Annotated in this window: 22 protein-coding genes and 3 tRNA genes; 5 read left to right on the top strand and 20 right to left on the bottom strand. The window is 75.8% G+C overall.

The genetic code is table 11. The annotated features are described in order from the left end of the window. Positions 1-117: 117 nt before the first annotated feature. Positions 118-1,572, bottom strand: coding sequence for a xylulokinase (locus tag ACZ4M5_RS05425; RefSeq protein WP_467733339.1), 1,455 nt, complete (start codon positions 1,570-1,572; stop codon positions 118-120). A 149-nt stretch (positions 1,573-1,721) separates the two neighbouring features. Next, on the bottom strand, positions 1,722-2,027 hold the full coding sequence (locus tag ACZ4M5_RS05420; RefSeq protein ID WP_467733337.1) for a YtxH domain-containing protein: 306 nt from the start codon (positions 2,025-2,027) through the stop codon (positions 1,722-1,724). A gap of 158 nt (positions 2,028-2,185) precedes the next feature. On the opposite strand from ACZ4M5_RS05420, the gene ACZ4M5_RS05415 reads away from it, so the two are divergent. From ACZ4M5_RS05415 to ACZ4M5_RS05405, 3 genes are all read left to right on the top strand, one after another. Further along, positions 2,186-2,258: transfer RNA gene (locus tag ACZ4M5_RS05415), tRNA-Asn, on the top strand. 5 nt (positions 2,259-2,263) lie between these two features. After that, positions 2,264-2,336 (top strand) — tRNA-Asn (locus ACZ4M5_RS05410). A 189-nt stretch (positions 2,337-2,525) separates the two neighbouring features. Beyond that, positions 2,526-2,602, top strand: a tRNA-Ile gene (locus ACZ4M5_RS05405). 91 nt (positions 2,603-2,693) lie between these two features. Here the strand turns inward: ACZ4M5_RS05405 and uppS are convergent. From uppS to ACZ4M5_RS05360, 9 genes are all read right to left on the bottom strand, one after another. After that, the gene (uppS, locus tag ACZ4M5_RS05400) at positions 2,694-4,454 is read right to left on the bottom strand and encodes a polyprenyl diphosphate synthase (protein ID WP_467733335.1); all 1,761 of its coding nucleotides are present in this window, start codon (positions 4,452-4,454) and stop codon (positions 2,694-2,696) included. A 130-nt stretch (positions 4,455-4,584) separates the two neighbouring features. Further along, positions 4,585-4,719 carry a hypothetical protein gene (locus ACZ4M5_RS05395; protein ID WP_467733333.1) on the bottom strand — a complete coding sequence of 45 codons (135 nt, stop codon included), beginning with the start codon at positions 4,717-4,719 and terminating at the stop codon, positions 4,585-4,587. A gap of 10 nt (positions 4,720-4,729) precedes the next feature. Continuing rightward, positions 4,730-5,494 carry a cytochrome c oxidase assembly protein gene (locus ACZ4M5_RS05390; protein WP_467733331.1) on the bottom strand — a complete coding sequence of 255 codons (765 nt, stop codon included), beginning with the start codon at positions 5,492-5,494 and terminating at the stop codon, positions 4,730-4,732. Between the two features lie 217 nt (positions 5,495-5,711). Continuing rightward, positions 5,712-6,218 carry a hypothetical protein gene (locus tag ACZ4M5_RS05385; protein WP_467733329.1) on the bottom strand — a complete coding sequence of 169 codons (507 nt, stop codon included), beginning with the start codon at positions 6,216-6,218 and terminating at the stop codon, positions 5,712-5,714. A 96-nt stretch (positions 6,219-6,314) separates the two neighbouring features. Further along, positions 6,315-7,007 (bottom strand): ANTAR domain-containing protein, encoded by a 693-nt coding sequence (locus ACZ4M5_RS05380; RefSeq protein ID WP_467733327.1) that lies wholly within the window; start codon positions 7,005-7,007, stop codon positions 6,315-6,317. 306 nt (positions 7,008-7,313) lie between these two features. After that, positions 7,314-8,351, bottom strand: a complete 1,038-nt coding sequence (locus ACZ4M5_RS05375; protein ID WP_467733325.1) for a rod shape-determining protein — start codon at positions 8,349-8,351, stop codon at positions 7,314-7,316. Between the two features lie 169 nt (positions 8,352-8,520). Next, positions 8,521-8,760, bottom strand: coding sequence for a hypothetical protein (locus tag ACZ4M5_RS05370; protein WP_467733323.1), 240 nt, complete (start codon positions 8,758-8,760; stop codon positions 8,521-8,523). Between the two features lie 57 nt (positions 8,761-8,817). Continuing rightward, entirely contained in the window at positions 8,818-10,158 is a 1,341-nt protein-coding gene (locus ACZ4M5_RS05365) for a carboxyl transferase domain-containing protein (RefSeq protein WP_467733321.1), read from the bottom strand. Further along, positions 10,151-11,596, bottom strand: coding sequence for an acyl-CoA synthetase (locus ACZ4M5_RS05360; RefSeq protein WP_467734243.1), 1,446 nt, complete (start codon positions 11,594-11,596; stop codon positions 10,151-10,153). Before ACZ4M5_RS05360 ends, ACZ4M5_RS05365 begins: the two co-directional genes overlap by 8 nt. Positions 11,597-11,900: 304 nt before the next feature. On the opposite strand from ACZ4M5_RS05360, the gene ACZ4M5_RS05355 reads away from it, so the two are divergent. Both ACZ4M5_RS05355 and ACZ4M5_RS05350 read left to right on the top strand, forming a co-directional pair. After that, positions 11,901-12,791 (top strand): ATP-grasp domain-containing protein, encoded by an 891-nt coding sequence (locus ACZ4M5_RS05355; RefSeq protein WP_467733319.1) that lies wholly within the window; start codon positions 11,901-11,903, stop codon positions 12,789-12,791. Between the two features lie 55 nt (positions 12,792-12,846). After that, a complete protein-coding gene (locus tag ACZ4M5_RS05350) occupies positions 12,847-14,217 on the top strand; it encodes an MFS transporter (protein ID WP_467733317.1) in 1,371 nt (456 codons plus the stop codon). A 24-nt stretch (positions 14,218-14,241) separates the two neighbouring features. Here ACZ4M5_RS05350 and ACZ4M5_RS05345 read toward each other — a convergent pair whose 3' ends face one another. The 9 genes from ACZ4M5_RS05345 to ACZ4M5_RS05305 form a co-directional block, all read right to left on the bottom strand. Further along, positions 14,242-14,850 (bottom strand): hypothetical protein, encoded by a 609-nt coding sequence (locus ACZ4M5_RS05345; RefSeq protein WP_467733315.1) that lies wholly within the window; start codon positions 14,848-14,850, stop codon positions 14,242-14,244. After that, a complete protein-coding gene (locus tag ACZ4M5_RS05340) occupies positions 14,816-15,643 on the bottom strand; it encodes an FkbM family methyltransferase (RefSeq protein WP_467733313.1) in 828 nt (275 codons plus the stop codon). Before ACZ4M5_RS05340 ends, ACZ4M5_RS05345 begins: the two co-directional genes overlap by 35 nt. Beyond that, the gene (locus ACZ4M5_RS05335) at positions 15,640-15,861 is read right to left on the bottom strand and encodes a Trm112 family protein (RefSeq protein ID WP_467733311.1); all 222 of its coding nucleotides are present in this window, start codon (positions 15,859-15,861) and stop codon (positions 15,640-15,642) included. The genes ACZ4M5_RS05340 and ACZ4M5_RS05335 overlap by 4 nt, the downstream gene beginning before the upstream one ends. Next, the gene (locus ACZ4M5_RS05330; RefSeq protein ID WP_467734241.1) at positions 15,858-16,763 is read right to left on the bottom strand and encodes a hypothetical protein; all 906 of its coding nucleotides are present in this window, start codon (positions 16,761-16,763) and stop codon (positions 15,858-15,860) included. Before ACZ4M5_RS05330 ends, ACZ4M5_RS05335 begins: the two co-directional genes overlap by 4 nt. Positions 16,764-16,778: 15 nt before the next feature. Next, complete coding sequence (locus tag ACZ4M5_RS05325) at positions 16,779-17,519, bottom strand: class I SAM-dependent methyltransferase (RefSeq protein ID WP_467733309.1); 741 nt, start codon at positions 17,517-17,519, stop codon at positions 16,779-16,781. Further along, on the bottom strand, positions 17,516-18,763 hold the full coding sequence (locus ACZ4M5_RS05320) for a condensation protein (RefSeq protein WP_467733307.1): 1,248 nt from the start codon (positions 18,761-18,763) through the stop codon (positions 17,516-17,518). The genes ACZ4M5_RS05325 and ACZ4M5_RS05320 overlap by 4 nt, the downstream gene beginning before the upstream one ends. Continuing rightward, positions 18,760-22,932, bottom strand: a complete 4,173-nt coding sequence (locus ACZ4M5_RS05315; protein WP_467733305.1) for an alpha-(1->3)-arabinofuranosyltransferase domain-containing protein — start codon at positions 22,930-22,932, stop codon at positions 18,760-18,762. Before ACZ4M5_RS05315 ends, ACZ4M5_RS05320 begins: the two co-directional genes overlap by 4 nt. Further along, the gene (locus tag ACZ4M5_RS05310) at positions 22,929-23,639 is read right to left on the bottom strand and encodes a class I SAM-dependent methyltransferase (protein WP_467734239.1); all 711 of its coding nucleotides are present in this window, start codon (positions 23,637-23,639) and stop codon (positions 22,929-22,931) included. Before ACZ4M5_RS05310 ends, ACZ4M5_RS05315 begins: the two co-directional genes overlap by 4 nt. Before the next feature lie 323 nt (positions 23,640-23,962). Then, positions 23,963-25,114 (bottom strand): glycosyltransferase family 4 protein, encoded by a 1,152-nt coding sequence (locus tag ACZ4M5_RS05305; protein WP_467733303.1) that lies wholly within the window; start codon positions 25,112-25,114, stop codon positions 23,963-23,965. Between the last annotated feature and the right edge of the window lie 105 nt (positions 25,115-25,219).

Genomic DNA, 25,219 nt, shown 5'->3' with positions numbered 1-25,219 from the left:
GCAGGTGGTTGCCCCTGGCCCCTATCGTCGACCACCCCACCGGCGTTACCTCAACCGAATCAGCCCGACGAGCGGCCGGAAACGCCGCGTCCTCACCGACTTCTTACCCTTCGGCCGCTACAGCCGCAGCGCCCCCGGATGCGTCTGCTCCCGCACCGCCACGAACTGCTGCCGCACCGCCTGCCCCACGGCCAGCTCCTCCCCGGGCTCCAGCACCTGCGCGACGGCTCCCTGCCAGGCCGGCGGGGTGCGCGCGTCGAGCGTGCCCTGCGACGCCCCGAGCGCCCAGGCCGCCTGGCGGGCGGCGCCGATCGCCGCGTAGTCCGCCGGCTGCGGCACCACGACCTGGGTGCCGAACAGCATCGGCGCGGCGGCCTGCACGGCGGGCAGTTCCGCGGCCGGCCCGAGCAGGAACACCCGGCGCACCTCGACGCCCCGGGCCCGCAGCACGTCCAGCGCGTCCGCGAGCCCGCACAGCATGCCCTCGAAGGCGGCCCGTGCCAGGTGCTCCGCCTTCATCGACTCCCGCCTGAGCCCGGCCAGGGTCCCCGCGGCGTGCGGCAGGCTGGGCGTCCGCTCGCCCTCCAGATAGGGCAGCAGCACCAGCCCGTGCGAGCCGGGTGTCGACTTCATCGCCAGGTCGGACAGGCTCTCCAGATCGGGCAGCCCCAGCAGTTCGGCGGTCCCGCGCAGGGCCCGCACGGCGTTGAGGGTGGTGACGACCGGCAGGTGCATGCCGGTGGCGTCCGCCAGCGCGGTGATCATCCCGGAGCCGTCGACCAGCGCCTCGGGGTGGACGGCCATGACGGACCCGGACGCGCCCAGCGACACGACCGCGTCACCGAGACCGATGCCGAGGCCGAACGCCGCCGCCATCGTCTCGCCGGTCCCCACGGAGATCAGCAGGCCCTCCGGCGTCGTCCCGGCGGCGTCCGCGGGACCGATCACCTCCGGCAGCATCGCCTGGTGCCCGAGCGCCAGCTCGACGAGGTCGGGCCGGTAGGCACCGGTGGCCGCGGACCAGTACCCGGTGCCGGACGCCCCGCCCCGGTCGGTGGTCCGGCGCACCGGCCGGCCCAGCAACTGCCACACCAGCCAGTCGTGCGCCTGCAGCAGAACGGCCGTGCGCCGCGCGTTCTCCGGCTCGGTCCGGGCCAGCCAGCGCAGCTTGGTCACCGGCTGCGGGGCCTGCGGCACACAGCCCACCGCCTGGGCCCACGCCTCGCGCCCGCCGAGCGCGTCGACCAGGTCGGCCGCGGCGACCTGCGTCCGCTTGTCACCGCCGACCAGGGCCGGGCGCACGGTGTTGCCCTGCGCGTCCAGCGGCACGACGGCGTTCTGCTGGGCCGAGACGCCGATCGCCTGCACACCCTCCAGCAGCCCGCCGCCCGCGGCCTCGCCCAGGGACAGCAGCCAGGCCTGCGGATCGACGTCGGACGGCCGGCCGCCGCTCTCGGGGCTCTCCACCGGATGCGGTGCATATCCCTGCCTGAGCACGGCTCCGGTATCCGCGTCACAGACGACGATACGAGTGAAATCGGGCGAACTGTCCAACCCGGCGACTATCCCCATGGCCGAAATTCTGCCGCACGCGCCGCCCGGGTCGGGCCGTGGGCGCCGCAGGGGTCCCCCGGCGGCCGGGTGCGGGCCCGTCGTGGCTGGTCGTGCGGCGCCCCGCGCCCCTGGAGGGCGGGGTCGCACCCGGCATCAGAAGGAAGCGTTCAGGTGTTGCTCGTGCCCCAGTCGTCCTGGCCGCCGTTGTGCGTGGCGCGGTCGCGGAGGTGGCGGACCCGGTCGGCCACCGACTCGGGCACGCGGTCGCCGACCTTGTCGCTGACCACGTGGTACGCCTTGCCCGCGAACTCGCGGCCCTGGTGGGCCGCCGTCTCCGCGGTGTTCCGCACGGCCGGGTTCTGTGCGAACTGCCGGGCCGACTTCTTGAGCTGTTCGTAGCGCTCGCGTCCGGCCTTCGTGCCCAGCACGTAACCCAGAACGACTCCGGCGACGAACGTGAGCCGGTAACGCATGGCTGCCACCCTTCTTTGCAGAGGTCTCCGGTGCGGCGCGGGCGCCGGGGAGTACCGATTGGCGGAGCACCCCCCTGCTTGCGCTAATGTATGTGTCGCAGCGAGCGCGCGCCCCCTGGCGAATACCCAGGTAGGTACGTTCGATGCGTACGAGACCTTCCTCGGTAGCTCAATTGGCAGAGCAGCCGGCTGTTAACCGGCAGGTTACTGGTTCGAGTCCAGTCCGGGGAGCTCGGTCCTCCGTAGCTCAATTGGCAGAGCAGCCGGCTGTTAACCGGCAGGTTACTGGTTCGAGTCCAGTCGGGGGAGCAGATGGACGAGGACCCCTCGCAGGGGTCCTTTTTCATGTCCGTGGCGATCTTCGGGAACCGCGCGGCAGCCGGTGCGGTCCTCATGGTCACGAGCGCCGTGGCGTAGCCGACCATCCGAAGCAGGAGATCGTATGAGCGGCTATGCTGCGGCAGACGGCGCGCACACGTGTACGCGACACGCCGCTATGGGGCGGTAGCTCAGCCGGTTAGAGCAGCGGACTCATAATCCGTCGGCCGTGGGTTCGAGTCCCACCCGCCCCACCATGCGCCACCCGCGCAGAACCGTTTCTGCCCGGGTTCGTCCAGCAGGGCGCCGCTTCGAGGCGGCGCCCTTCGCCGTTCCCCCGACGACCCGTCAGCCGGCGTGCCCCGCCGGGCCCGTCGTCGCCGGGGTCGCACCCAGACGGCGCTGCCGGCCGGTGTAGGCGGTGACGGCCCGCCAGAGGTCGCGGCGGTCGGCGTCGGGCCACAGCTCCGGGGTGAAGTGCAGCTCGGCGTAGGCCGCGTGCCAGGGCAGGAAGTTGGAGGTGCGCTGCTCGCCGCCGGTGCGCCAGAGCAGGTCCACGTCCGGCATGTCCGGCTGCGGCAGGTGCCGGGCGAACACCTCCTCGGAGATCAGGTCCGGGTCCAGATGGCCGGCCCGGGCCCGGCGGGCCAGGGCGGCGGCGGTACGGGTGATCTCGTCGCGCCCCCCGTAGTCGATGCACATCGTCACCGTCAGGCCGGTGCGCGAGCGGGTGGTGCGCTCCCTCAGGTGGAGCAGGTCGACCAGGTCGGGGGGCAGGCGCCCGGCGCGGCCGTGCCAGCGCAGGCGGACGTCCAGGTCCCGGAACGGGTCGTCGGCCACCTCGTCGCGCAGCAGGCCGAGGATCGCCCCGACCTCCTCCGCGTCCCGGCTCCAGTTCTCGGTGGAGAAGGTGTAGAGCGTCAGGTGCCGCAGGCCGATCTCCAGAGCCCCGTGGACCATCTCGCGCACGGCCGCGGCGCCCGCGCGGTGGCCCTCGTGCCGGGGCAGGCCGCGCTGCTGGGCCCAGCGGCCGTTGCCGTCCATGATCACCGCCACGTGGGCGGGCAGGTGCGCCGCCGGGACGGACGGCGGCCGCTCGCCGGTGGGGTGCGGCGGAGGACGGCGGAAGGTCCGCGCGGGCGGTCCCGGCGCCGGTGCGGCCGGATCCTGCTCGGCGGGCCGGTGCGGATGCGGGGCCGTGAGCGGGGTCAGGGTCCAGGCCAGGGCCGCGCGGGTGCGCGCCGGAGCGAGGATGCGGGCCCGGGTCCGCAGCGACGGCCGGGGCGGGGCGCGCAGGACCGACGGTCCCGCCGCGTCGACGGCGTCGAGTTGTGCGCGCAGCAGCGCCGCCATGGTGTCCAGGACCGTGGCCGGCCCGGGGTGCATGCCGCGCGTGAGACCCGGCTGCGTCACCCAGCGCCGGGCCAGCCCGGTCAGCTCCGTCACCAGGGCGGCGGCGGCCGGACTCCAGCGGCGGTGCGTCAGGTCCCGCGCCGAGCCGGGGTGACCGTCGAGGGCCTCGTCGGGCAGCAGCAGGTCGCCCTGGGCCAGGTCGGCCGACAGGTCGGTGAGGATGTCGGTCAGCCGGACGCCGTCGAGGAACTCCTCGTAGGCCTCCCGGGAGTCCAGGCGCAGGGCGACGGGCACGCCCGCGCGGTCGAAGATCGTGCGGACCTGCCCGAACCAGGGCAGCAGGTTGTCCCGGCCCCAGGTGCGCCACTCGGCCCAGTCGGCGAAGCGGCGGCCACCGGTGTCGTCCTGCACCTGGGTCATGGCGGCGTGCAGCTCGGACAGGTCCAGGCGCCAGCGGTGCGCGGTGTCCACCAGGGCGCGGCGGATCGGGTCCGGGCTGGTGCCGGTGGGCAGTTCGCGGTGCAGGGCGTCGATCCAGGCCGCGACCCGCGTGGCCCGCAGCGCCGCCGGGGCGGTGCGGTCGTCGCCCAGGTCGTCCAGCGCGTTGGCGGCGGCCCACAGGGCGTGCAGGGACGGGCGCAGGAGGGCGGGGGCCAGCTGGATCAGGGCGTACTCCGCCGGGTCCTGGTCCCTGGTCCGGCGTCGGCACAGTCGGTAGGCCGCCCGCAGGGCCGGGTCGGCAGGCAGATCGCTCACAACCAGGACACTACGTCCCCGCCGTGCGGCGTCCCGTGCAGGTGGGCCGGGGCCGCGTCGCCGCGGCCCGGCCTCCCGGCGCTCTCACTCATCTCGTCCTCCCCTTCCAGGCGTCCGCCGGGCGGTGCTGCTACGCGGTGCCGTCGTCGTCCGTGTCGTGCTCGTCGTCCCGGTCGCCCTCGGCCTGGGACGGGGTGGGAGTGGGCGTGGTGTCCGGCTCGTCGTCGCGGTCGCCCTCGGCCTGCGACGGGGTCTGCTCGCTCATGTGCCTCTCCTTACGCTGCGGCGGCCTGCCGGGTACCCCGGTGGGTCCGGAGCGATCGGCCCCGCGCGCGATACCACTGGGACGCCAGCACCAGCGCCAGGACGATCTCCACGACGTCGCCGCCGTAGTACATGAGCCGGGCGGCGGAATGCAGGTCGGCCGGGGTGTGGGCGGTGCCCGGCGGGCCCGTCTCCCACAGGCTCCTGGCCAGGACCGTGTGGGCCGCGGCGGCCGCCAGCAGGGTGCCGCCGCGCACGGCGAGGCCCGGCCGGTGGCGGATCGGGTCCACGGCCAGCAGCGCGAAGGTGAAGAGCACTCCGGCGGCGAAGAGGTGCAGGGTGAGCAGGGGACTGTGGTGCCAGGAGGACGGAACCGGCGCCCGGTACAGCAGCCACAGGCCGCCGATGTCCAGGGCCGCGGCCACCGGCGGGAACACCAGCGCGCTGACGGGGCGGGAGCGGGTGAACCGGACCAGGGCGCGCCGGCCGGGCGGCGGGAGGGTGCGCAGGGCCAGCGTGACCGGGCGGGCGAGGACCAGCGGGATCGGCGCCGCCATCCCGGCGAGCAGGTGGGCGGCCATGTGCGCGGTGAACGGCGCCAGCCACGTCTCCCACGGCACGGCGAACGCCGCGAGCAGCAGCCCGCCGCCCAGCCAGAAGCCGGCGTCGCGGCGTACCGGCCAGCGGTCCCCGCGACGGCGGAGCCGGACCGCGCAGGCCGTGTAGAGCGCGCAGCCCAGTACGGCGAGCACGGGCAGCGGTGCCGGCGTCGTCATCGCACGGCCCCGGGTGCCGGCCGCCGGGAGCGGCGGCCCGGTGGCCGGCCCGCCAAAACGGCGACGAGACCGCCGGACCTGCCGTGTGGACCGGGGCGGACGCCGCCGCAGCCGTCGTGCGGACGATGCCGGTGGGAAAGCGGAAGGGAGCCGGCCTCGTCGGCGGACGCGGCGCCGGCGCCCGGCGACGCCCCACGGGCGGGGTGGCGGTGGCGGGTCACCCGCCCGCGCCCAGGGCTTCGCGGACGGCGTCGCGGGTGCGGTCGATCACGGCCGCGGGCGGGCCGGGGGCCCTGTGCGTCGCCGCGGACTCCGTACCGGGGTGCGGATACGTCGGGGCCATGGCCTCGGCGGCCGTCACGGCCAACGCCATGGAGGCCGGCCGCTCCGGATCGGCACGCCGCCGGATGTGGAGGAACGCGCAGCGCTCCTCGGCGCGGGCGTGGGCCAGCAGCCAGTTGACGGCCTTGTGCCGTTGGGCCTGGACGTAACGGACCTGCGCGGGCCGCCGTTTGGCCTCGGGGTCGGGGCAGCGGCGAGCGAACTGGTGACTGGACAGGAGGGCCTCGGCCTCGATGCCGTTCGTCGTGACGAACCGGCAGCGCGTGTACGGATCGGCCTGGTCGGGGTCGGTCGGCTCGGCGTACGGCTCCCGCCGGTTGCGGAACCGGCGTGCGAGGGGGATGCCTCGGTGCTCGAGGGGATCGAGGGGATCGACACCCATGGGGGTTCTCCTCGCCGGAGGGCGGAGCGGGCCGCCGCCGGGTACCCGGGCGCCACCGGCGTGAAACCGGCTCGGTGGCGGGGCGGTCGGCTCCCGTCAGCCCCGGCGGAGTTTCCCCAGAGCCCGCCGCAGCGCCGAGCGGAGGCCGGGCGGGGGCGGCGGGCCGTCCCCGTCGGCGCTCGCCGTCACCGCCGCCGCCACGTCCCGGAGCTTGGTGTTCGACAGCTGGGACGCCTCGCGCAGGAGGTGCCACGCCTCGTCGGAGGTGCAGCCGTGCGTGGCCATCAGCACGCCCCGGGCCTGGTCGATGACCGGGCGGGAGGCGATGGCGTGGCGCAGTTGCTCGACCTCCGCCTGGAGCACCTGCAGGCGTTCCGCGCGCTCCAGGGCGACCACCGAGGGCGCGGGGGGCGCGAGGGCGGAGGCCGGGGCGGTCGCGGCCCGGCCGGACACCGGGTCGGTCGTGTCCAGGCCCGCCAGCTCCAGGATCCGCCTCGGCTGGCCGTTCCAGTTGGTGGCCGTGACCGTCAGCGCCCGCTGCCCGGCGCAGTCCCTCAGCACCTCCAGGAACTGCAGCCCGGCGGTGTCCATGAAGTGCACGTCCCCCATGTCCAGGTCGACGCGCGTGACGCCGGCCGGAAGGTCGGACAGGACCTCCGCGAGCGTCTCGGCGCAGCCGTACACGAGCTCGCCGCGCGGGGTGAGTGCGGCGCGGTCCCCGTCCACGCGGCCACTGACGACCAGGGCGCCCAGTCCTCCCGTGAGATGTGATGATGCCGCTGAGGTCATGTCACCGCCTTGTCGGTCCTCCTCGGTGGTGGCCGCCCGGTAGGACTGCACGACGGAACTCGCCCGTGGACGCCCGTCGGTGCGCCTGCCCGCCGCGCGGCCAAGTACACACCGGGCCGGGGACGACCGGGGCTCGGCCGGTCACCGGAGCGGGTGGTGCGGACGGCGGACGGCGACCGGCGGACGGCTGGGAGGGGCCGCGGGTGGTGCGCACGCCCCCGCGCCCCGCCGTGATCACGGCGGGGCGTGGGGGTGCGGGGGCGGGGCTCGGTGGGCCGGGGCGGCTCGACCCGGCCGGCCGGCGGGTCAGGTGGCCAGCGGGTCCAGGGCCAGCGGCTCGATCCGGCCCTCCAGCATCGCGCCGAGACCCTGCACGGCACACACGTCGGGCCGTTCGGCGATGTGCACCGGCATGCCCGTCGCCTGCCGCAGCATCTGGTCCAGGCCGGGCAGCAGGGCGCTGCCGCCGACCATCATGATGCCCCGGTCGGCCAGGTCGGCGACCAGGTCGGGCGGGCAGGCCCGCAGGACCTTGCCGATGCCGTCGAGGATCGCGGTGAGCGGCGTCTGGATGGCCTCCCGCACGGCGGCGGTGTCCACCTGGACCGAGCGGGCCAGGCCGGTGGCGACGTCCCTGCCGTGGATCTCCGTGGACGCCGGACCCTGCGGGGTCAGTCCGTTGCCGGACAGGGCCAGTTGCAGCGGCCGGACCGACTGGCTGGGCAGCATCAGCTCGTGCTGGTGGCGCAGGTGCTGCACGATCGCGTTGTCGACGGCGTCGCCACCCACCGGGATGCGCTCGGCGGTGACGATCGCGCCGAGCGACAGCACCGCCACCTGGGTGGCCGCCGCCCCGCACACCATGATCATGGTCGCCTCGGGCTGCTCGACCGGCAGTCCGCAGCCGACGGCGGCGGCGATCAGCGTGTCGACGAGTTCGACGCGGCGGGCACCGAGTCCGACGAGCGTCTCGATCGCCGCGCGCTGGGCGAGCGGGTCGGCGTCGTGCGGGGTGCAGGCCGCGGCCCGCAGGATCGGCTTGCGGCGCAGCGCGCGGCGCATCTTGTCGCCGAGCAGGTGGCGCAGCATGCGCTGCGCCATCTCGATGTCGACGACGGTGCCTCCGGAGACGGGCCGGACCACCCGGATGTAGTGCGGGGTGCGGCCCGTCATCTTCTCCGCGAGCTCCCCGACCGCGATCAGGGCCCCGGTACGCGTGTTCACGGCGGCGGCGGACGGCTGGTCGACGACGAGACCGGCGCCCTTGACGTAGACGCGGGTGCGGGCAGCTCCCAGATCGACGGCGAAGTGGCAGCGTCGCAACTGCTCCAGACTGGCGGTCATGGCAGGTCCTCCCGAGAGCACAGACCGTGGGGGGCCGCCAGGTGGCGGGCCTCGCTGGACGTCGGGCCGCCGAACGGCGTCCCTCCTTCGCATCGTGGGGGTGAGGGCACCGGCGCGCCTTCCGGAGGGGGCCGGGCGGGGCACCGCCGAACGGGCGTACCGGGCCCCGTCACCGTGACCTGGCGGCCTCCAGCAGGGGAGAGAGGGAGGTCACGGCCGTTTCGCAGCCGGCTTCGCGCAGCTCTCGTGCGGTGGAGGACGCCGGTCCGGCCACGGCCGCGGCGTTCCGCGGGTCGAGGCGCACGGCGACACGGTGCCCGGCGACGAGCGCGAGGAGGCCGGCGACGGCGTCCCGGGCGGTGGCCGCCGGGAACGACCGGGCCACGGGGCCGTCGAAGCCGATCGGCACGGGTCTCGGGGGCGGCGAGCGATTCCGGCGGCGCGTGGGTGAGACCTGCACCCGACTTCAAGGTCCGACCGTGCCGCGGATCACCCCGAGTTCCACCAGGTCCTGGGGGCGGATGCGGAGCCGGTCCGCCGTCGGCTCCACCTCGCGCGGCGGCAGCTTGAGGATCGCCGCCGCGAGCTCCGGGGCGATCACCGAGAAGTAGCTGTCGGGCGTGGCCCAGGTGTTGCCGGGCGCGGCCAGGGCGAGGGCGCCGCCGGAGCCGCCCTCGCCGACGACCAGCGTGGTCACGGGGGTGCGGGCGGCCGCGATCGCGCCGAACAGCTCGGCGATCGCCGGGCCCGCGCCCTGCCGTTCCGCCTCGGCGTCGTTGGCCGCGCCCGGGGTGTCGACGAGCGTCAGCACCGGGATGCCGAGCCGGTCCGCCAGCCGGACCAGCCGGGCCGCCGTGCGGTACCCGGCGGGCCGCGTCGCGGCCCCGGTCTGCGCGGCGAAGGCGACGGTGCGGCCCTCGTGCTCACCGAAGCCGCACAGCATGCCGTCCAGGTCCGTGCCGCCGCAGCGGTCACCGCTGATCGCGACCCGGTCCGTGAAGTAGGCGTCCAGATAGGCGGCGGCGCGCGGGCGCCGGGGTGAGCGGGCGCGCCGGACGGCGTCCCAGCCCGTGGCGGGCAGTCCGGCCGAGCCGCCGAGCGCGCCGGGCGGCGGGGCGGGCACCCGGGACGGGCACGTCAGCAGCCGCAGCCACCGCGCGAGCGTCCCGCGCAGCTCCTCCGGCCGGACGACGGTGTCCACCGCCCCCGCCGCGAACTGCGCCTCGGCCGTGTACGCCGAGGGGTCGGCGTCCGCCGGGCGCACCCGGGAGCCGGCGAAGCCGACCTGGGCGCCCGGCAGCGCGAGCACCACGTCGGCGCCCGCGCCCAGGGTGGCCCAGCCGCCCCCGGTGGTCGGGTCGCGCACCACCGCCACCTGGGGGAGCCCGGCCCGCCGGGTGAGGGCCGACTGCCGCGCCACGCGCTGGAGCTGGGTCAGCGCGAGCATGCCCTCCTGCATCCGGCTGCCACCGGTGGCGACCAGCGGCACGACCGGCAGCCGCCGCTCACGGGCGCAGGCGTACGCCGCCTCCAGCCGGTCGCCGGTGCGCTCACCCAGGGAACCGCCGAGGAAGCCGAACTCGAACGCGATCAGCACCGCCCGGGTGCCGCCGACGCGGGCGGTGCCGCACACCACGGACTCGTCCTCGCCGGTGCGCTCGGCGGCCCGGGAGCGCGAGGTGTCGTAGCCCGGCCAGGTGAGCGGGCCGTCGGGCCGGGACGGCCGCGCGGGGGAGGGGAGTTCGTCGAAGGTGGAGTCGTCGGCGAGGGCGGCCAGGACGCCACGGGCGGACAGGCGGTCAGCCATGGGGCAGCGCCCGCTTCATGATCTTGCCCATGTCGTTGCGGGGCAGGGCGTCGAGGTACCGGACGACCCGGGGCCGCTTGTGCGGCGCGAGACGCTCGGCCACATGTCCGGCCAACTCCTCGGCGGGCGGCGGCGACTGGGGGTCCGTCGGCACGATCCACGCCACGATCCGCTCACCGAGGTCGGCGTCGGGCTCCCCGGTGACGGCCGCCTCCCGCACCCCGGGGTGTTCGAGGAGCGCGTTCTCGATCTCACCGGCCCCGATCTTGTAACCGCCGCTTTTGATCAGGTCGGTGGCCTTGCGGCCGACGATCCGGACACAGCCGTCGTGGTCGCGCACCGCCATGTCGCCGGTGCGGAAGAAGCCGTCGGCGGTGAAGGCGGCGGCGGTGGCGTCGGGGCGGTTGAGGTACTCGGAGAACAGGTTGGGGCCGCGCACCTGGATCTCGCCCACGGTCTGCCCGTCGCAGGCGGTGATCTCCGTGTCGTCCTCCTCCACCAGCCGCAGCTCCACACCCGGCAGCGGCACGCCGACCGTGCCCGGACGGGCCTCGCCGTCGGCGCGGACGCTGGTGTTCATCAGCGTCTCCGTCATGCCGTACCGCTCGATCACCCGGCGTCCGGTCGCCATCGCGATCCGGCCGTGGTCGTGCACGGGCAGCGCGGCGGAGCCGGAGACCAGCAGCCGCGCCCCGGTGAGCGCCTTCACCAGGTCCGGGTCGCCGGTCACGGCCTCGGCGATGCGGTGGTACATCGTCGGCACGCCGAACAGCATGGTGGCGCCCGCGTTCAGCTCGCGGGTCACGCCCTGGGTGCTGAACCGGCCGAGGTGCCGCAGCGAGCCGCCGCGCCGCAGCGGGCCGAGGACGCCCAGGACCAGTCCGTGCACGTGGAACAGCGGCAGTCCGTGCACCAGGACGTCGTCGCCGGTCCACTGCCAGGCGTCGGCGAGGGCGTCCAGGGTGGCGGCGAGCGCCCGGCGGGGGAGGACGGCGCCCTTGGGCGGCCCGGTCGTGCCCGAGGTGTAGACGACGAGCGCCGGGGCTTCCCCGGCGTGGTCGTCCGCGGGGACGGGGCCGGTGGCGTGCACGTCGACGTCCACGCGGGTGAGGTCCCGCAGCGGAGCGGGGAGCTGGTCGTCGGGGGCCGTGAGCAGCAGGCCGGGCGCGCTGTCGGCCAGGATGTGCGCCAGCTCCCGGTCGCCCGACTTCGGGTTGAGCGGCACGGCCGGAACACCGGCCAGCAGCGCGGCGACGACGGCGACCGCCGTCTCCAGCGTGGGCGTCGCCCGGACGGCGACCCGCGAGGCCCCGCCGATCCGGCCCGCCAGCGCACCGGCGGCTGCGGCGAGCTGTGCGTAGGTCAGGGCCCGTTCACCGAACCGCAGGGCGGGCCGGTCGGCCGGATCGTGGGTGAGGGCCGGGAAGAGAGGGGTCACGCTCGACGTCTCCTTGCTGTCGGATGCCCGCCGGTCGCGGCGGGGCTCGCGGAGGCCGGCCCCGGCCCGCACGCCCACCACCGGGCCCACCACCACCGGGACGACACCCCCCACGATTCCTCCGTACACCAACGGCGGCCCGGAGAAACACCCGCACGGCCGGTCCTGCCTTCCGCCACCGATGCGGGGAAGGCCCGGCGGCGCGCGCCGCCCTGGCCGCCACCGGGCACGCCATGCCCGCTGCGGGGGTCGCACGGTGGGTTGTTAGCCTGCGGCGGGAAGCGGATCGATCACCCGTACGAGGATGGAGTCGCCCGTGGCCGGCAGCCCGCGCATCGCGCTCGTCACCTACGACCCCGGCGGCCAGGAGCACAAGGACCGGGACCTGCCGGTGCTCGTGTCGGCGCTGCGGGAGGGCGGCGCCGACGCCCGGGCCGTCGCCTGGGACGACCCGTCGGCCGACTGGGCCGGGTTCGACCTGGCCCTCATCCGCTCCACCTGGGACTACAGCTGGCGTGCCGCGGAGTTCGCCGCCTGGGCCGAGACCTGCGCGACGGCGACCCGGCTGCTCAATCCGGTCGGCGTCGTGCGGTGGAACGCCGACAAGCGCTACCTCGGGCAGCTCGCCGACGCCGGGGTGCCCACCGTGCCCACCCGGTACTTCGCGCCGGGAGTCCCCGCCGAACTGCCCACCGGTCACGAGTACGTCGTGAAGCCCGCCTCGGGGGCCGGTGCCCGCTACGCCGGCCGCTACCCGGCCGGGGAACGGGACGCCGCCCTGCGGCAGGTGGAACGCATGCACGCCGAGGGGTTCACCGTGATGGTGCAGCCGTATCTGGCCGCCATCGACACCGAGGGCGAGCGGGCGCTGCAGTTCTTCGGCGGCCGGCTGCTGCACGCCAGTGTCAAGGGCGCCGTCCTCGCGCCGGGCACCGCGTACGACGCCGACAAGGTCGCCCACCCGGACCTGCGCCCCTGGCGGCCGACGGAGGCCGAACTGGCCGTCGCCGAGCAGGCGCTGGCCGCCGTGCCCGGCGGCGCCGGACTGCTGTACGCGCGCGTCGACCTGGTCACAGGACCGGACGGGAAGCCGTGCGTGATGGAGCTGGAGCTGATCGAACCGAACCTGTTCCTCGACCTGCACCCCCAGTCCGTGCCTCTGGTCGTCCGGGAGGTCCTGGCCGCCGCCGGATGAGCGTCCCGGGCATGCGGTTCGTCCACTGAAGCGGCTCTTGGTGTAGTGGTGGGGCATGCCCTCCGCGCACCGGCCCCGGGCACCGCTGCTCGCGGTGTGCGCCGGGTACTTCATGGTGATCCTCGACGTCACGGTCATCAACGTCGCCGTGCCGGTGATCGGCCGGGAGCTGTCGGCCTCGCTGACCGGCATCCAGTGGATCACCGACGGCTACACCCTGGTCTTCGCCGGGTTCCTGCTCACGGGCGGTGCGCTGGGGGACCGGCTGGGCAACCGGCGGGTCTTCTGCGCCGGCGTCACGGTGTTCACGCTCGCGTCGGCCGCCTGCGCGCTCGCGCCCGACACCGCCTTCCTCGTCGTGGCCCGTCTGGTGGAGGGACTCGGCGCCGCGCTGATCGTGCCGGGCTCGCTGGCCCTGCTCCAGCAGGCCTACCCGGAGCCGGCGGAGCGCTCGCGGGCCTTCGGACTGTGGGGCGCGATGGCAGGGATCGCCGCCTCCGCCGGGCCGTTGCTGGGCGGGCTGCTGGTGTCCACGGTGGGCTGGCGCTGGGTGTTCCTGATCAACCTGCCCGTCGGCGCGGTCTGCCTCGCGCTGACCCTGCGGCACGTGGCCCGCTCGCCCCGCCGCCCCGACCGGCCCCTCGACCTGCCGGCGCAGGCCGCCGTCGTGGCGGCGGTGGCCCTGCTGACCGGCTCCCTCAACGAGGCCGGGCGGCGGGGCTGGTCCGACCCGGCCGTGCTCGCCGGACTGGGCCTGGCCGTCTCGGCCGCGGCGGCCTTCGCCCTGCGCGAGCGTCTCGCCCGCTCCCCGCTGCTGCCCCTGGGACTGCTGCGCTCCCGGGCGATGGGCGGCGGCGCCCTGATCGGCCTGCTGTTCAACTTCGGCTTCTACGGCATGGTGTTCACCGCCAGCCTGGAGTTCCAGCACCAGCGCGGCTACAGCGCCCTGGGCACCGGGCTGGCGCTGTTCCCGGCGGTGGCGATGACCATGTTCGCCTCCGTGCTGTCCGGCCGGCTCACCCGCCGTACGGGCGACCGGCCGCTGGTGGTCGCCGGCATGCTCCTGGCCGGGCTCGGCCTGGCGGGCTGGGCGGCCGCCGGGGCCGGGCCCGCGTACGCGCTGCTGATCGTGCCCATGATGACCGCGGGTTTCGGCACGTCCTTCGCGCTCACCGGCTCCACCGCCACCGTGATGGGCGCCGCGCCCGCGGCCCACGCCGGGGCCGCCTCCGCCCTGTTCAACACCTCCCGGCAGATCGGCAGCGCCACGGGTGTCGCCCTCGGCGGCAGCCTGCTCGCCTCCGCGGCGACCTACGGCACGGGGGTACGCGCCGGCATGCTCGCCGGAGCCCTCGCCTACCTCGCCGCGGCCGTCCTGGCCTGGTGGTGCGTACCCCCGAGGGCGCAGCGGCCCACCGGAGCCTGACGCTCCCGGGACCGCCGGCGCTCCTCAGTCCCGGGTGCCGCCGGCCGACACCCGCTGGAGCAGGCCCCAGGTGAACTCGGCGACCACCTGCCGCGGTACGCCCCCGGCGTCCGGGGCGCTGAACGCCAGGCCCCAGCGGGTCGGTGCCGTGCCCTCCAGCGGACGGACCGGGGCGAACGCCCGGGCCGCCTCGTCGACCGTGCAGGACCACGGGGCGAGATCGTCCAGGGTGCGCAGGGCGGGCCCCGGCGTGCCCGGGGCGCGGACCAGCCACTCGTTCCAGACCGCGCCGTTCGGGGCGGTCAGCACCTCGAAGCGCAGGGACGGCCACAGCGGCACCGGCCACAGGTGGGCCTCGCAGTCGAGGTCGCCGATCCGGCGGGCGGCCCGGGACTCCGGCTCGCCCAGCACCCGGCGGTAGCGCGCGAGGGGCGCGCGGGAGCGCGGGGAGCGGACCGTCGCCTGCCAGCGCCTGTTCGCCTCGCGCATCTCCGCGACGGACACGCCCAGCTCGCGGCGGGCGTCCTCCACCAGACCGGGATTGTGGTCGGCCATGCGGCGCAGCAGCACCAGCTGGAAGTCGAGCGGGGTGAAGGGACTAGCGGGGTGTGTTCCGGAGGGCATGGGACCCATCGTCGCCGACCGGGGCGGGACCGGGGCGGCGGCCGTCGGGCAGGAACAGCACGGAGTTGACGTACCGCGGCCCGCGCAGCAGGGACGAGGGCAGGACCCGGCGGAGCAGGCCGTGGGAGACGACGTAGGAGGCGGCCTGCTGGTGCTCCTCCAGCGGGAACGCGGCCAGCGGCACCCAGGTGTCGCCGGGCAGCACCCAGCCGTCGTAGCCCAGCAGGTTCAGATACGTCACCACCGGCGCGATCGGCTGGATGCGCGCCTCCAGCTCCACGAACAGGGCCGGGCGGTCGCGGGCCAGCAGACCGGTCGCCCCGCGCAGGACGGCCGGTTCGTTGCCGTCCACGTCGATCTTGACGAAGCCGACGTCGCGCAGGCCGAGTTCGTCCAGCGTCACGCAGGGCACGTCCAGGGACCGGCCGTGGATGTCCCGCCGGACCAGGGAGGACACCCCCCGGTCGCCCGCGTCGTCCGCGGGCAGCCACAGGCGGGCGATGCCGGGCCGGTCGGAGGCCGCGGCCCGGACCACGCGGACGTTCGGCGGGGCCGCCGCGGTCAGCAGCCGGGCCAGCCGGGGCACCGGCTCGATCGTGACGACGTGCTCGGCGCGGGCGGACAGCCGGTGCGTCCACGGCCCGTACCAGCCGCCGACGTCCACCGCCGTGCGGCAGCCCGGCGGGCACAGCTCGGCCAGCCGGGCCAGCTCCGGTTCGAACCGGGGGTACAGCGCCCGCGCGGTCGCGGCCACCAGGCGCGGGGGCAGGAAGGGCGCGAGCCGGGCCGCGACACCGGTCATGGCGCCATCCTCTTCAGGAGCGTCTCGTGCTCGTCGTCCGGCACCTGTTCGCCGGAGGACGGCAGCAGCTGCGGGATGCCGTCCACGACCGGGTAGCGGCGGTGCAGGCGCGGGTTGTACAGCGCCTCCTGCTGCCCGGCCCGCGCGGGCAGCAGGTGCAGCGGGCCCTTGTCGAGCGGGCAGGCCAGGATCTTCAGCAGCGGGTCGTCGGGCTTCACGGTGATGCCAACTCCTTGGCCGGTTCGTGGGGTCGGGGAGCGGAGTCGTGCTTCGGCATGGTCAGCAGCACGGCCACCGCCAGCGCCGTGCCGGTCACCCGCAGGGCGAGCCGGAACGGCTCGTGCGGGAGGGCCTCGCCGAACGACAGGGTGCCGAGCACGGCCGTGAACAGGCTGGTCACGGTGGTGCACACCGGCACGATCAGGGAAGCCCGGCAGCGCTGGAGCGCCGCCTGCGACATCACCAGGCCGAACGCGCCGGTGAACAGCAGCAGATACGGGTACGGGGAGCCGAGCAGACCGAGGACGGCGCCGCCGATCCCGTCGGCCGTCAGCCGCCCGGAGACGCCCTTGATCGCCAGGGAGCTGACGCCGTACAGCAGTCCCACGGCCACGCCGTACTCCACACCGGTCGTGGGGCGCCGGTGCCGGTTGCGGGCGCGCCGCTCGGCGGAGCCGTACAGCCACACCCCGGCCGCCAGCGACGGCACGCACACCAGCAGGACCAGCGGGTAGGGGGCGTCCTGCCCGACGGTGTCCGTGCCCTGCCGCAGCGACAGCACCACCATCAGCAGCGCGAGCAGGATCCCGCCCAGCGCGTACCGTTCCCGGCCGGTCGTCTCCTCCCCGAGCAGCCGGGACGACAGCAGCACCAGCAGCACCAGACCGGAGACGAAGATGCCCTGGGCGGCGGCGATGGGCAGGGTGCGGTAGACGACGAGCTGGGCCGCGAACCCCGCGGCGAGGGCGAGGGAACCGCCGATCCACAAGGGGCTGCCGAGGACGAGGCGCAGCAGCCGGGCCGGGCGGCGGATGCTCACCTCCGGCAGTGACGTCAGCGCCCGCTTCTCCAGCACGAAACCGAGGCTGTACAGGGTGTTCGCGAGCAGGGCCGCGGCCACTCCCCACCACACGCTCTACGTCCTTCGCGCGTGCAGCAGCAGGATCGAGGCGAGCTGCGGCCGCAGGCACGCCAGCCGGTCCAGCGGGCGCAGCGGGCGCGGCACCCCGTGGAAGGGGGCGCCCTCCAGCCGGACCACGTCGAACCCGCAGGCGGCGACGAACTCCCGCAGCGCGCGCGGGGTGTACAGCCGCAGATGCCCCACGACCTCCCTGCCCGGGCGGCCGTGGACGCGGCGCAGGCTGACCTCCGAGAAGACCGGCTGCACCCCGGCCAGCAGCAGGGCCCGGTTGTACCAGGCGGCCAGATTCGGGGTGGACAGCATCAGATGGCCGCCGGGGCGCAGGATCCGGCGGATCTCGTCCAGCGCCGCGTCCGGGTCGACGAGGTGCTCGACGACCTCGCTGAACAGCACCGCGTCCGCCGACCCCGACGCGAACGGCAGGCCCCCGCCGGTGAGTTCCCCGCGCACGACGTGGGGGATGCGGGTGCGGGCGCGCCGCAGGGCGTCCTGGGACCAGTCGACGCCGACGACCCGGTGGCCGGGCAGGAGCGGGGCGGCGGTGGCCGCGGCGGTGCCGTCGCCGCAGCCGATGTCGAGGACCGTCCGCGGCCCCTGGGCGCCGGCCGGGCCGAGGGCCCGGGCCAGCATGCGCGCCTGCCGGAGGCTGCGCGGGGTGCCGGAGGCGACGGGGACGGCGGGGTTCTCGTAGAAGTCGCGCAGTTCGCGCGGCGGGGGTCCGGTGGTCGTGGTCACGCGGTCACCTCCGTGGTGTGCAGGTAGTGCGCGAACAGCGCGCGCAGCCGCTCGCCGTCGCCGTCCCCGAGCAGCGCCGTCGACCAGCGCAGCGCGAGGTGGAGACGGCCCGCCGTGGAGGCGGTGGTCACGGTCAGGCCGCGGGGCATGCGGGCGGGCGCCGAGAACCAGACGGCGTGGGCGCGGCCCGCCTCCGCGCCGAAGTCCAGGGGGTAGGGGATCCGGCCGATGTTGCTGAGCAGGGTCGTCGACGTCCAGGGCGCGGCGGCCCGGCGCAGGACCCGGGTGAGGGCGGCCCGGACGGGCACCGGCGCCCAGGGGGCGGTGAGCAGGGCGGCCCCGTGGCCCAGCTGGGGACGGGGCTGCGCCTTGAGGGCCCGGGTGCGTTCGGCCGTGCGGCGCAGCAGGTCGGGCAGGGCGCCGGCGTCGAGTTCCCGCGGGGCGAAGGGGACGTCGACCAGGCGGGTGCCGTTGCCGATCGGCATGGAGGCGTCGCGGGGGCGGTCGTCCACGGGCATGGTGATGCGCAGCGGGCGGGGCCGGGCCCCGTGCTCCCGGTTCCAGTGGGCGACGGTCAGGGCGGTGGTGACCATGAGCTGGTCGTTGACGGTGTAGGGGGAGCCCTTGGGGCGGTGGGGCAGCGGCAGTTCGGTGACCAGGAGGCCGTTGCCGCCCCTGGCGGCCGGCGTGCCCGGGGCCACCCGTGCCGGGGGCGCCAGGCCGGGCCGGGTGTCCGGGGCGGTCTGCGGGGGCTCGGTGGGGCGGACCGGGGGCGCGGCGGGGGCGTTGTCCCTGCCGCCGTACAGTTCCGCGGCCGTCGCGAGGACGCGCAGACAGGCCGGGCCGTCCAGGGCGGTGTGGTTCACGGTCAGCAGCAGCACCGAGCCGACCACCTCCAGCCGCACCGGCGGGGACAGGGACAGCGGCGGGGCCGCGGCCAGCGCCCGTGCCCGGGCGTCGCGCAGCGCGTGCGGCCCCGGCGGGGCGAAGGTCACCGCCTCCGTGTCCGGTGCGCGCGTCAGCTCCCACTCGTAACGGCGCCGGTACCAGGGGCCGGGTGCCTCGCGCATCAGGATGCGCGGATGGCGGTGCAGGGCCTCCAGGAACGCCTTGCGCAGGCGGGCCCCGTCGATGGGACCCGGCAGGTGGACCTCGATGTGGACGGTCTCCGGCTCCTCCTGCTGCAGGCAGTGCCGGGAGACCTCGTCCACCACCGGGAACGGGATGCGCACCGGTGCCGTCATGCGGCGCCGCCCTTCCCCGTGCCCGCCCTCGGCAGCGGCCGGGTCGGGCCCTCGGCGGGCGGCCGCTCGCGCAGGCTCACCAGACCGGCGAACAGGCCGGTCAGGGCGAGCAGTTGGGCCACGTGGCCGAATGCCCCCGAGCCCGCGCCGACCGGTTCCCCGGCCCCGAACGCCGCGGCGACGCCCGCGCCCGCGAGGGCGGTGAAGGCGATCGGCACCAGCAGCGCGGGCCGGCGTGCCGCGAGCAGTGCCAGTGCCGGGACCAGCAGCGCGAGCCAGCCGGCGATCACGACGCCCACCAGCGTCAGGGCGACCGTGCCGAGCCACAGGCCGGGCGGCGGCACAGCGGGCCGGGCCGCGTCGGGGTTGGGGGCGCGGCGACGCCACAGGGCCAGGCCCAGCAGGGCCGCGATGCCCACGCCGCTGCCGATCAGCCCGGCGTCGTAGGTCGTGGCCGGCTCGTAGGACAGCTCGACCGTGCCGCCCGCCCCGGCCGGGATGCGCCAGCCCTGCTGCCAGCCGTCCAGCCGCAGCGGGGTCAGCTCCTCGCCGTTCAGCGTGGCCCGCCAGCCGTCGTTGGCGTTCTCGTAGGTGGTCAGGTACGAGGCCGCGCCGGAGCCGACCGTCACCTCGCGCCGGTCGCCCAGCCAGTCCCGGATGCGCAGGTCGCGCCCGGCGGAGGCCGGTTCGTCGACCGTGCCGCGGGTCAGGGTCACGTCCGTCAGCGCGAGCGGGCCGGCGTCGCCGCCCTCCAGCCGGTGCTCGCCCGCCGCCAGCCGCACCTCCGCCTCGTCGCGGCCCTTCTGGCAGAGCGTCACCCGCACGCCCCGCCGCTCCACCAGGGCCCGCACGGTGCCCTTCACGCTGGTCGGGTACAGCTCGTCGTCCAGCGCCACCTCCGGGCCCTTGCCGCACGGCAGGGAGAAGGCCCGGGTGCCGTCGGGCTGCGGGGTGCGGTACTGGTCGAGGGACGGGACGTACGCCTCGGTGAGGCCCACCGGCAGGCGCAGCTTCTCGTCGGCGACGGGGTTGTGCAGGGTCAGCGGGGCCGTCCCGGTGACCGTGATGTCGAGCCGGTCGGTGGTGATGGGCGGGAAGCGGACCCAGCCGTTCTCGTCGACGCCGGCGATCGCGGCGCCGTCCGGCGAGCTGATCTCCACCTTGGTCGCGCGGCTGGACAGGCCGCCCGCGGGGGCCAGGACCAGTTCGCCGACCGGCTGCCTGCCCGGCCAGCGCAGATGGATCGTCGGCCGGTCGCCCGCGATCCACGCCGTCGTCAGGTCCCCGTCGGTGAGGTTGCGGGCCGCGACACCGGCGCCCAGACGGGCCGTGGAGTCGGCGGTGGCGACGATCCGGGCCCGCTGCTCCGGGGCCACCTCGTACAGCAGTTCGTCCAGCGCCGCGCCCGGCACCGGAACAGCGCTCGCCCGCACCTCGTACGTCCCCGCCCGGGCGGTGGTGAAGCGGCGGTGCAGGCCCGCCTCGGCGCCGGTGGGCGACAGGCCCGTCGGATCGGAGGCGCGGTGCAGGGACACGACGGTGGCGTCCGCGCGGGCCCGGTCGGCGTCGGCCGGCAGCCGCAGCAGCCGGGTCACCCGCACGTCGGGCAGCGTGATCTCGGAGAAGCCCGCACCGGTCAGCCCGGGGCGCCGCCCCGCCGAGTCCTCGATCGTCAGCCTCATCCACGTCGTCGCGCCCCGGGGCGCCGTGATCCGCTGCGGCTCGCCGTTCGGCCGCAGGAAGCTGGTCCGCTCGCCCTTGGCGGTCTCCACCCGCACCTTGGTGGCCGCCGCCCGCACGTTCTCCTGCGGCAGCGGCGTGACCTCGAAGGAGGACGGCATGGCGTACGGGCCGGTGAACCCGATGCGCAGCCACTGCCCGTCCGGGGTGTCCGGCGCGCCCTCGGCCCACGCGGTGCGCGGGTCGCCGTCGAAGGCGTTGACGGGGTCGTACTGCGGCAGGTGGAACAGCCAGTTGCCGTACGAGGACGCCGACACCGAGGCGGCGCCGCGCAGTTCGGCCACCGTCTGGTGCTCCACGCCCTCGGTGGGCAGGATCTGGCGCGGCTTCCCGCCCGGGTCCTGCAGGGCGCCGGACGCGTTGCGCTCGTCGCGGGTGTACGTGTACGAGGTGTTCGCGTTGACCAGCCCGAACCGGGTGTCGGCCCGTCGCATCCCGTCGCCCACCACCTGCACGGCCGGGGTCTCGACCCCGGGGTGGCCGTCGCCGGTGAGGACGGCGGCCCGCCCGCGCAGGCGCTGCGCCAGCGGCAGCAGCGCCTCCGGCCCGCCGGACACCGCCGCCGTGCCGGCGACCGGGGTGAGCCCGGCCTGCCCGGGCCGGACCACGTCCGGGCCGGCCGGGCGGTAGATCTCCACGGCCCGCTGCCTCGGGTACAGCCCCTCGACCTGGAGCGGCGCGTCCCGTGCGATCCGGCCGCCCGTCATCACCGGCCCGAGCCCCGTCACCCGCTCGTACCCGGACTGCTCCAGGGTGCGTTTGACGGTCGCGGTCGGCACGTAGCCGATCTGGTCGGGGTCGAGGTCGTTGCGCACGACGACGTAGTACAGCCCCGCCCGGCTCAGGTAGTCGGCCAGCCCCGGCACCTCGGCGCCGGTCGTCAGCGCCTGCTCGACGGCGTCCATCGCACGCCGGTTGCCGGGCGTGCCGAACGGGACGTAGTCGCGCTGCGCCCAGCGCGAGTCGGCGAGGACGTCGAGCGGCTGGTCGATGGGCGAGCCCCAGGTGTAGACGCCGTGCGCGGTCGCCGGGACGACCAGGGCGCGGGAGTCGGGTGAGTACTTCTCCAGCCAGTCGGCCGTGGCCTGCCAGTAGGCGGGGAGCTTCGGGAACGAACCCGGGTTGAGGATCGAGCCGTTGAGGTACGGCCACAGCAGCCCCGGCAGGACCAGGACGGCGGCGGCGAGGGGGGCGAAGCGCCGGCCGCGCACCGGCCGGGCCCCGCGCGGCTCGGCGGCCACCCCGGCCAGATGGGCCAGGCCCAGCACGAGCGCCAGCGCCGGGCCGGTCTGGAACTTGTAGATGTTCCGGAACGGCGACAGCCACCCGTCCAGCCAGCCCTGCACCACCCCGTGGAACGGCGCCCCGAACGCCCCGCCGTACCCGGCGAGCAGCACCAGCGCCGCCACCAGCACCGTCAGCACCAGCCAGCGCCGCTCGGGCATGTCCCGCCGGGCGAGCCCCGCCAGGCCCAGTCCGGCGGCCAGGGCCGAGCACAGGATCACGAGCACGGACGAGGCCACGGTCCAGCCGGCGGGCAGCCAGGCCTCACCGAGGTGCAGGTAGGCCACCCAGTTCCCGGCGCCCCGCAGGGCCTCGGTGGCCGACATGGTGTCCGTGGTCGTCCGCGCGGTCTCTATGTAGGGGAGGAAGTTCTCGCCGTAGGCGCCCAGCAGCAGCAGGGGCACCCACCACCAGGCCGTCACCACGAGCACCGCCGGGGCCCACCAGGCGATCAGCGCGCGCTGCCGCGGGCCCGGCGGCCGGGACAGCAGGTACAGTCCCGCGGGCAGCAGCGAGGCCAGTGTCGCCGACGCGTTCACCCCGCCCATGAACGGCACGAGCAGCGCCGAGCGCAGCGCCGCGACCCGGGCGGTGTACCGCTCGTCGGCCAGCGGCAGCAGCACCCACGGCAGGAACGCCCCGGGCAGCGCGGCGGCGGACGTGGAACCGATGACGGTGGTGAACACCGGCCACAGCGCGTACGCCGCGGCCCCCAGCAGCCGGGACGCCCCGCTGCCCACGCGCAGCCGCTCGGCCAGCCGCAGCGCGCCCCAGAACGCCACCGAGACGATCAGCGACATCCACAGCCGCTCGGCCGGCCACACCGGCAGCCGCACCAGGTCGCACAGCCAGTGGAACGGCAGCATCGGCCAGAGGTAGCCGACGTACTGGTCCTGGATGCCGCCGAACCCCGCACGGTCGTGCCACAACTGGCCCAGGTCGCCGAGGAACCGGCCCGGGTCGGTGGTCACCCCGAGCTTGGTGTCGAAGGTCTGCCGGCCGGGCCGCACCGCGAGGAACAGCGTGAACGCCACGGCCCAGAAGCCCAGCAGCCAGCGCCGCGACCGCGGGCCCTCGGGAGGGCCGGCCGCGGCCGCGGTACGGGGGGCGGCTGCCGGGGGAGGAGCCTGGACCGTGGTCGTCATGTAGGACACCGCCGCAGAATGAGAAGGAGGTTCCAGGTGGCGAACTCGCGGATCCCGGGCGCCTTGACGACGGCCTCCGCGAGGAAGGGCCAGTAGCGGGAGCGCGCCGAGACGACCGTGACGTCGTCCCGGGCCCGCACCTGACGCAGGGTGGAGCCGATGTGCACCGCGAAGAGGTTCTCGCCGAGCGTGTGCTTGGCGGGCCTGCCGGTCCGCCGCAGGTGGCGGGCCCGGGCCCGCTCGGCGCCCAGGTAGTGCCACGGGGCCCACTCGTGCCCGCCCCACGGCGACAGCCAGTTGGTGAAGGAGACGTAGACCAGACCGCCGGGCCGGGTCACCCGGGCCAGCTCGCTGAGGAACGTGGCCGGGTCGGCGACGTGCTCCAGCACGTTCGACGAGAAGGTGACGTCCGCGACGCCGTCGCGCAGCGGCAGCAGGTACCCGTCGGCGACGACGGCCGCGCCGGGCGGCTCCTCGCCCAGTTCGGCCGGGTCCGGCTCGAAGAGGAACGCGTGCGCCCCGCGCCGCCGGAACTCCTCGGTGAAGTACCCGCTGCCGCCGCCGACGTCCACGACGGTCCGCCCGGCGACCGGCCCGTCGTACGCCTCGACCTGATCGGCGGCGTCCCGCGCGAGCAGCGAGTAGCACGCCGCGGGGTCGTCCTGCTCATGCAGGAAGGCACGGAAGAGGGCGAGGGACCGGCGCAGCGAGGGATCCTTCCAGGGGGTCGCGCCGGAGGGGCCAGGGGTGGCGCCCGACGGGCCGGGGGTTGCGCCGGAGGGGCCAGGGGTGGCGCCCGACGGGCCGGGGGTCGCGCCGGAGGGGCCAGGGGTGGCGCCCGACGGGCCGGGGGTTGCGCTGGACGGGCCAGGGGTGGCGCCCGGCGGGCTCGGGGCCGGGTCCGGCGAGCCCGGGGTCGCCCCCGGTCGCCGTGGGGCCGGGTCCGGGGCCGGCTGGCCGGCGGGGTGCGACCCGCCGTGCCCGGCGCGTACACGTGACACCGCGTCAGCGACGCGGCGCAGGGGCGACGTCACGGCGCCCAGCTCCGCACCGCCTCCGCGGCCACCACCCGGAACTGCCGTACCGTCCGGTCCCACCGGAACTGCGCGGCCCGCTCCCGGGCGGCCTTGCCCATCAGCTCCCGCCGCTCCGCCGACAGGGCCAGCGCACACCAGGCCGCGGCGAACGACGACTCGCCCCGGGCCAGCACGCCGGTCTCACCGTCGACCACGGAGTCCTTCAGCCCGGGCACGTCGAAGGCCACGCTCGGCGTCTGCCGGGCCGCCGCCTCCGTCACGACCAGTCCCCATCCCTCCACGGCGGAGGGGTGCAGCAACAGCCAGGCAGCGCACAGCAGCCGGTGCTTCTCGGCCTCGGAGACGTACCCGGTGAACTCCACACCGGGCCCGGCCATGCGCTGCAGCCGCTCCCGCTCCGGACCGTCGCCGACGATGACCAGCCGTCCGCCGGTCACCGGGCGCACCCGTTCCCACAGGCGCAGCAGCAGATCGATCCGCTTGTACTCGACCAGCCGCCCGACGGCGACGAACAGTGGATCCGGTGAGCGCCCGGCGCCGGGCCCCGGCTCCTCCACGCCGTTGTGCACGACCCGGATCCGCTCCCGCGCGACCCCGATCGCCCGCAGGGCGTGCGCCGTCGAGGACGACACCGCCACCAGCAGGTTGCGCTGCCGCGCCCCGGCCAGCGCCCAGTGTTCGAGTCTTCGGCCCAGGCGGGCCGCCGGGGCCAGCGGCCCGCCGAAGCGCATCGCCCACAGGTCGGTGTGGACATGGTTGACCAAGGTGAGGGTCGGCCCGCGGTGCCACAGCGGGGCCAGGTAGGGCATGCCGTTGCAGACCTCGACCAGCAGGTCGCACTCGCCGGCCTGCCGGGCGAACGCCGAACGGGCCCGCAGGTAGTGGCCGTAGGGGCCGCCCGCCGACACGACACGGTAGTCGCGGAAGGACGCGGGACCGCCGCACAGCAGGGTCACCTGGTGGCCCAGGCGGGTCAGGCCGTCGGCGAGCCGGTCGACCAGCAGCTCGGAGCCGCCGGCCGAGGGGTTGTCCAGATCGCGGTGGGCGAGGAAGACGATCCGGCGCGGCTGTGGGGGGAGCGCCGGAGGGTGCTGCGGCCCGCCGGAGAGCGCGGTGCGCAGCGGGGACGGTACGTGCTGGGGCATGGGTGCTCCAACTCGTCTCGGAGTGCGGAACTCAGCGTGGGGAAGACGTGGGGGGTGGGGTGAGGGGGGTGGGGTGGTGGATCACGGGGGTCGGCCTGTGAGGGG

This window comes from Streptomyces sp. NPDC026246, from assembly GCF_055567995.1.
Note: the sequence above shows the minus strand (reverse complement) of the source record. Positions and strands in the feature narration are given on the sequence as shown.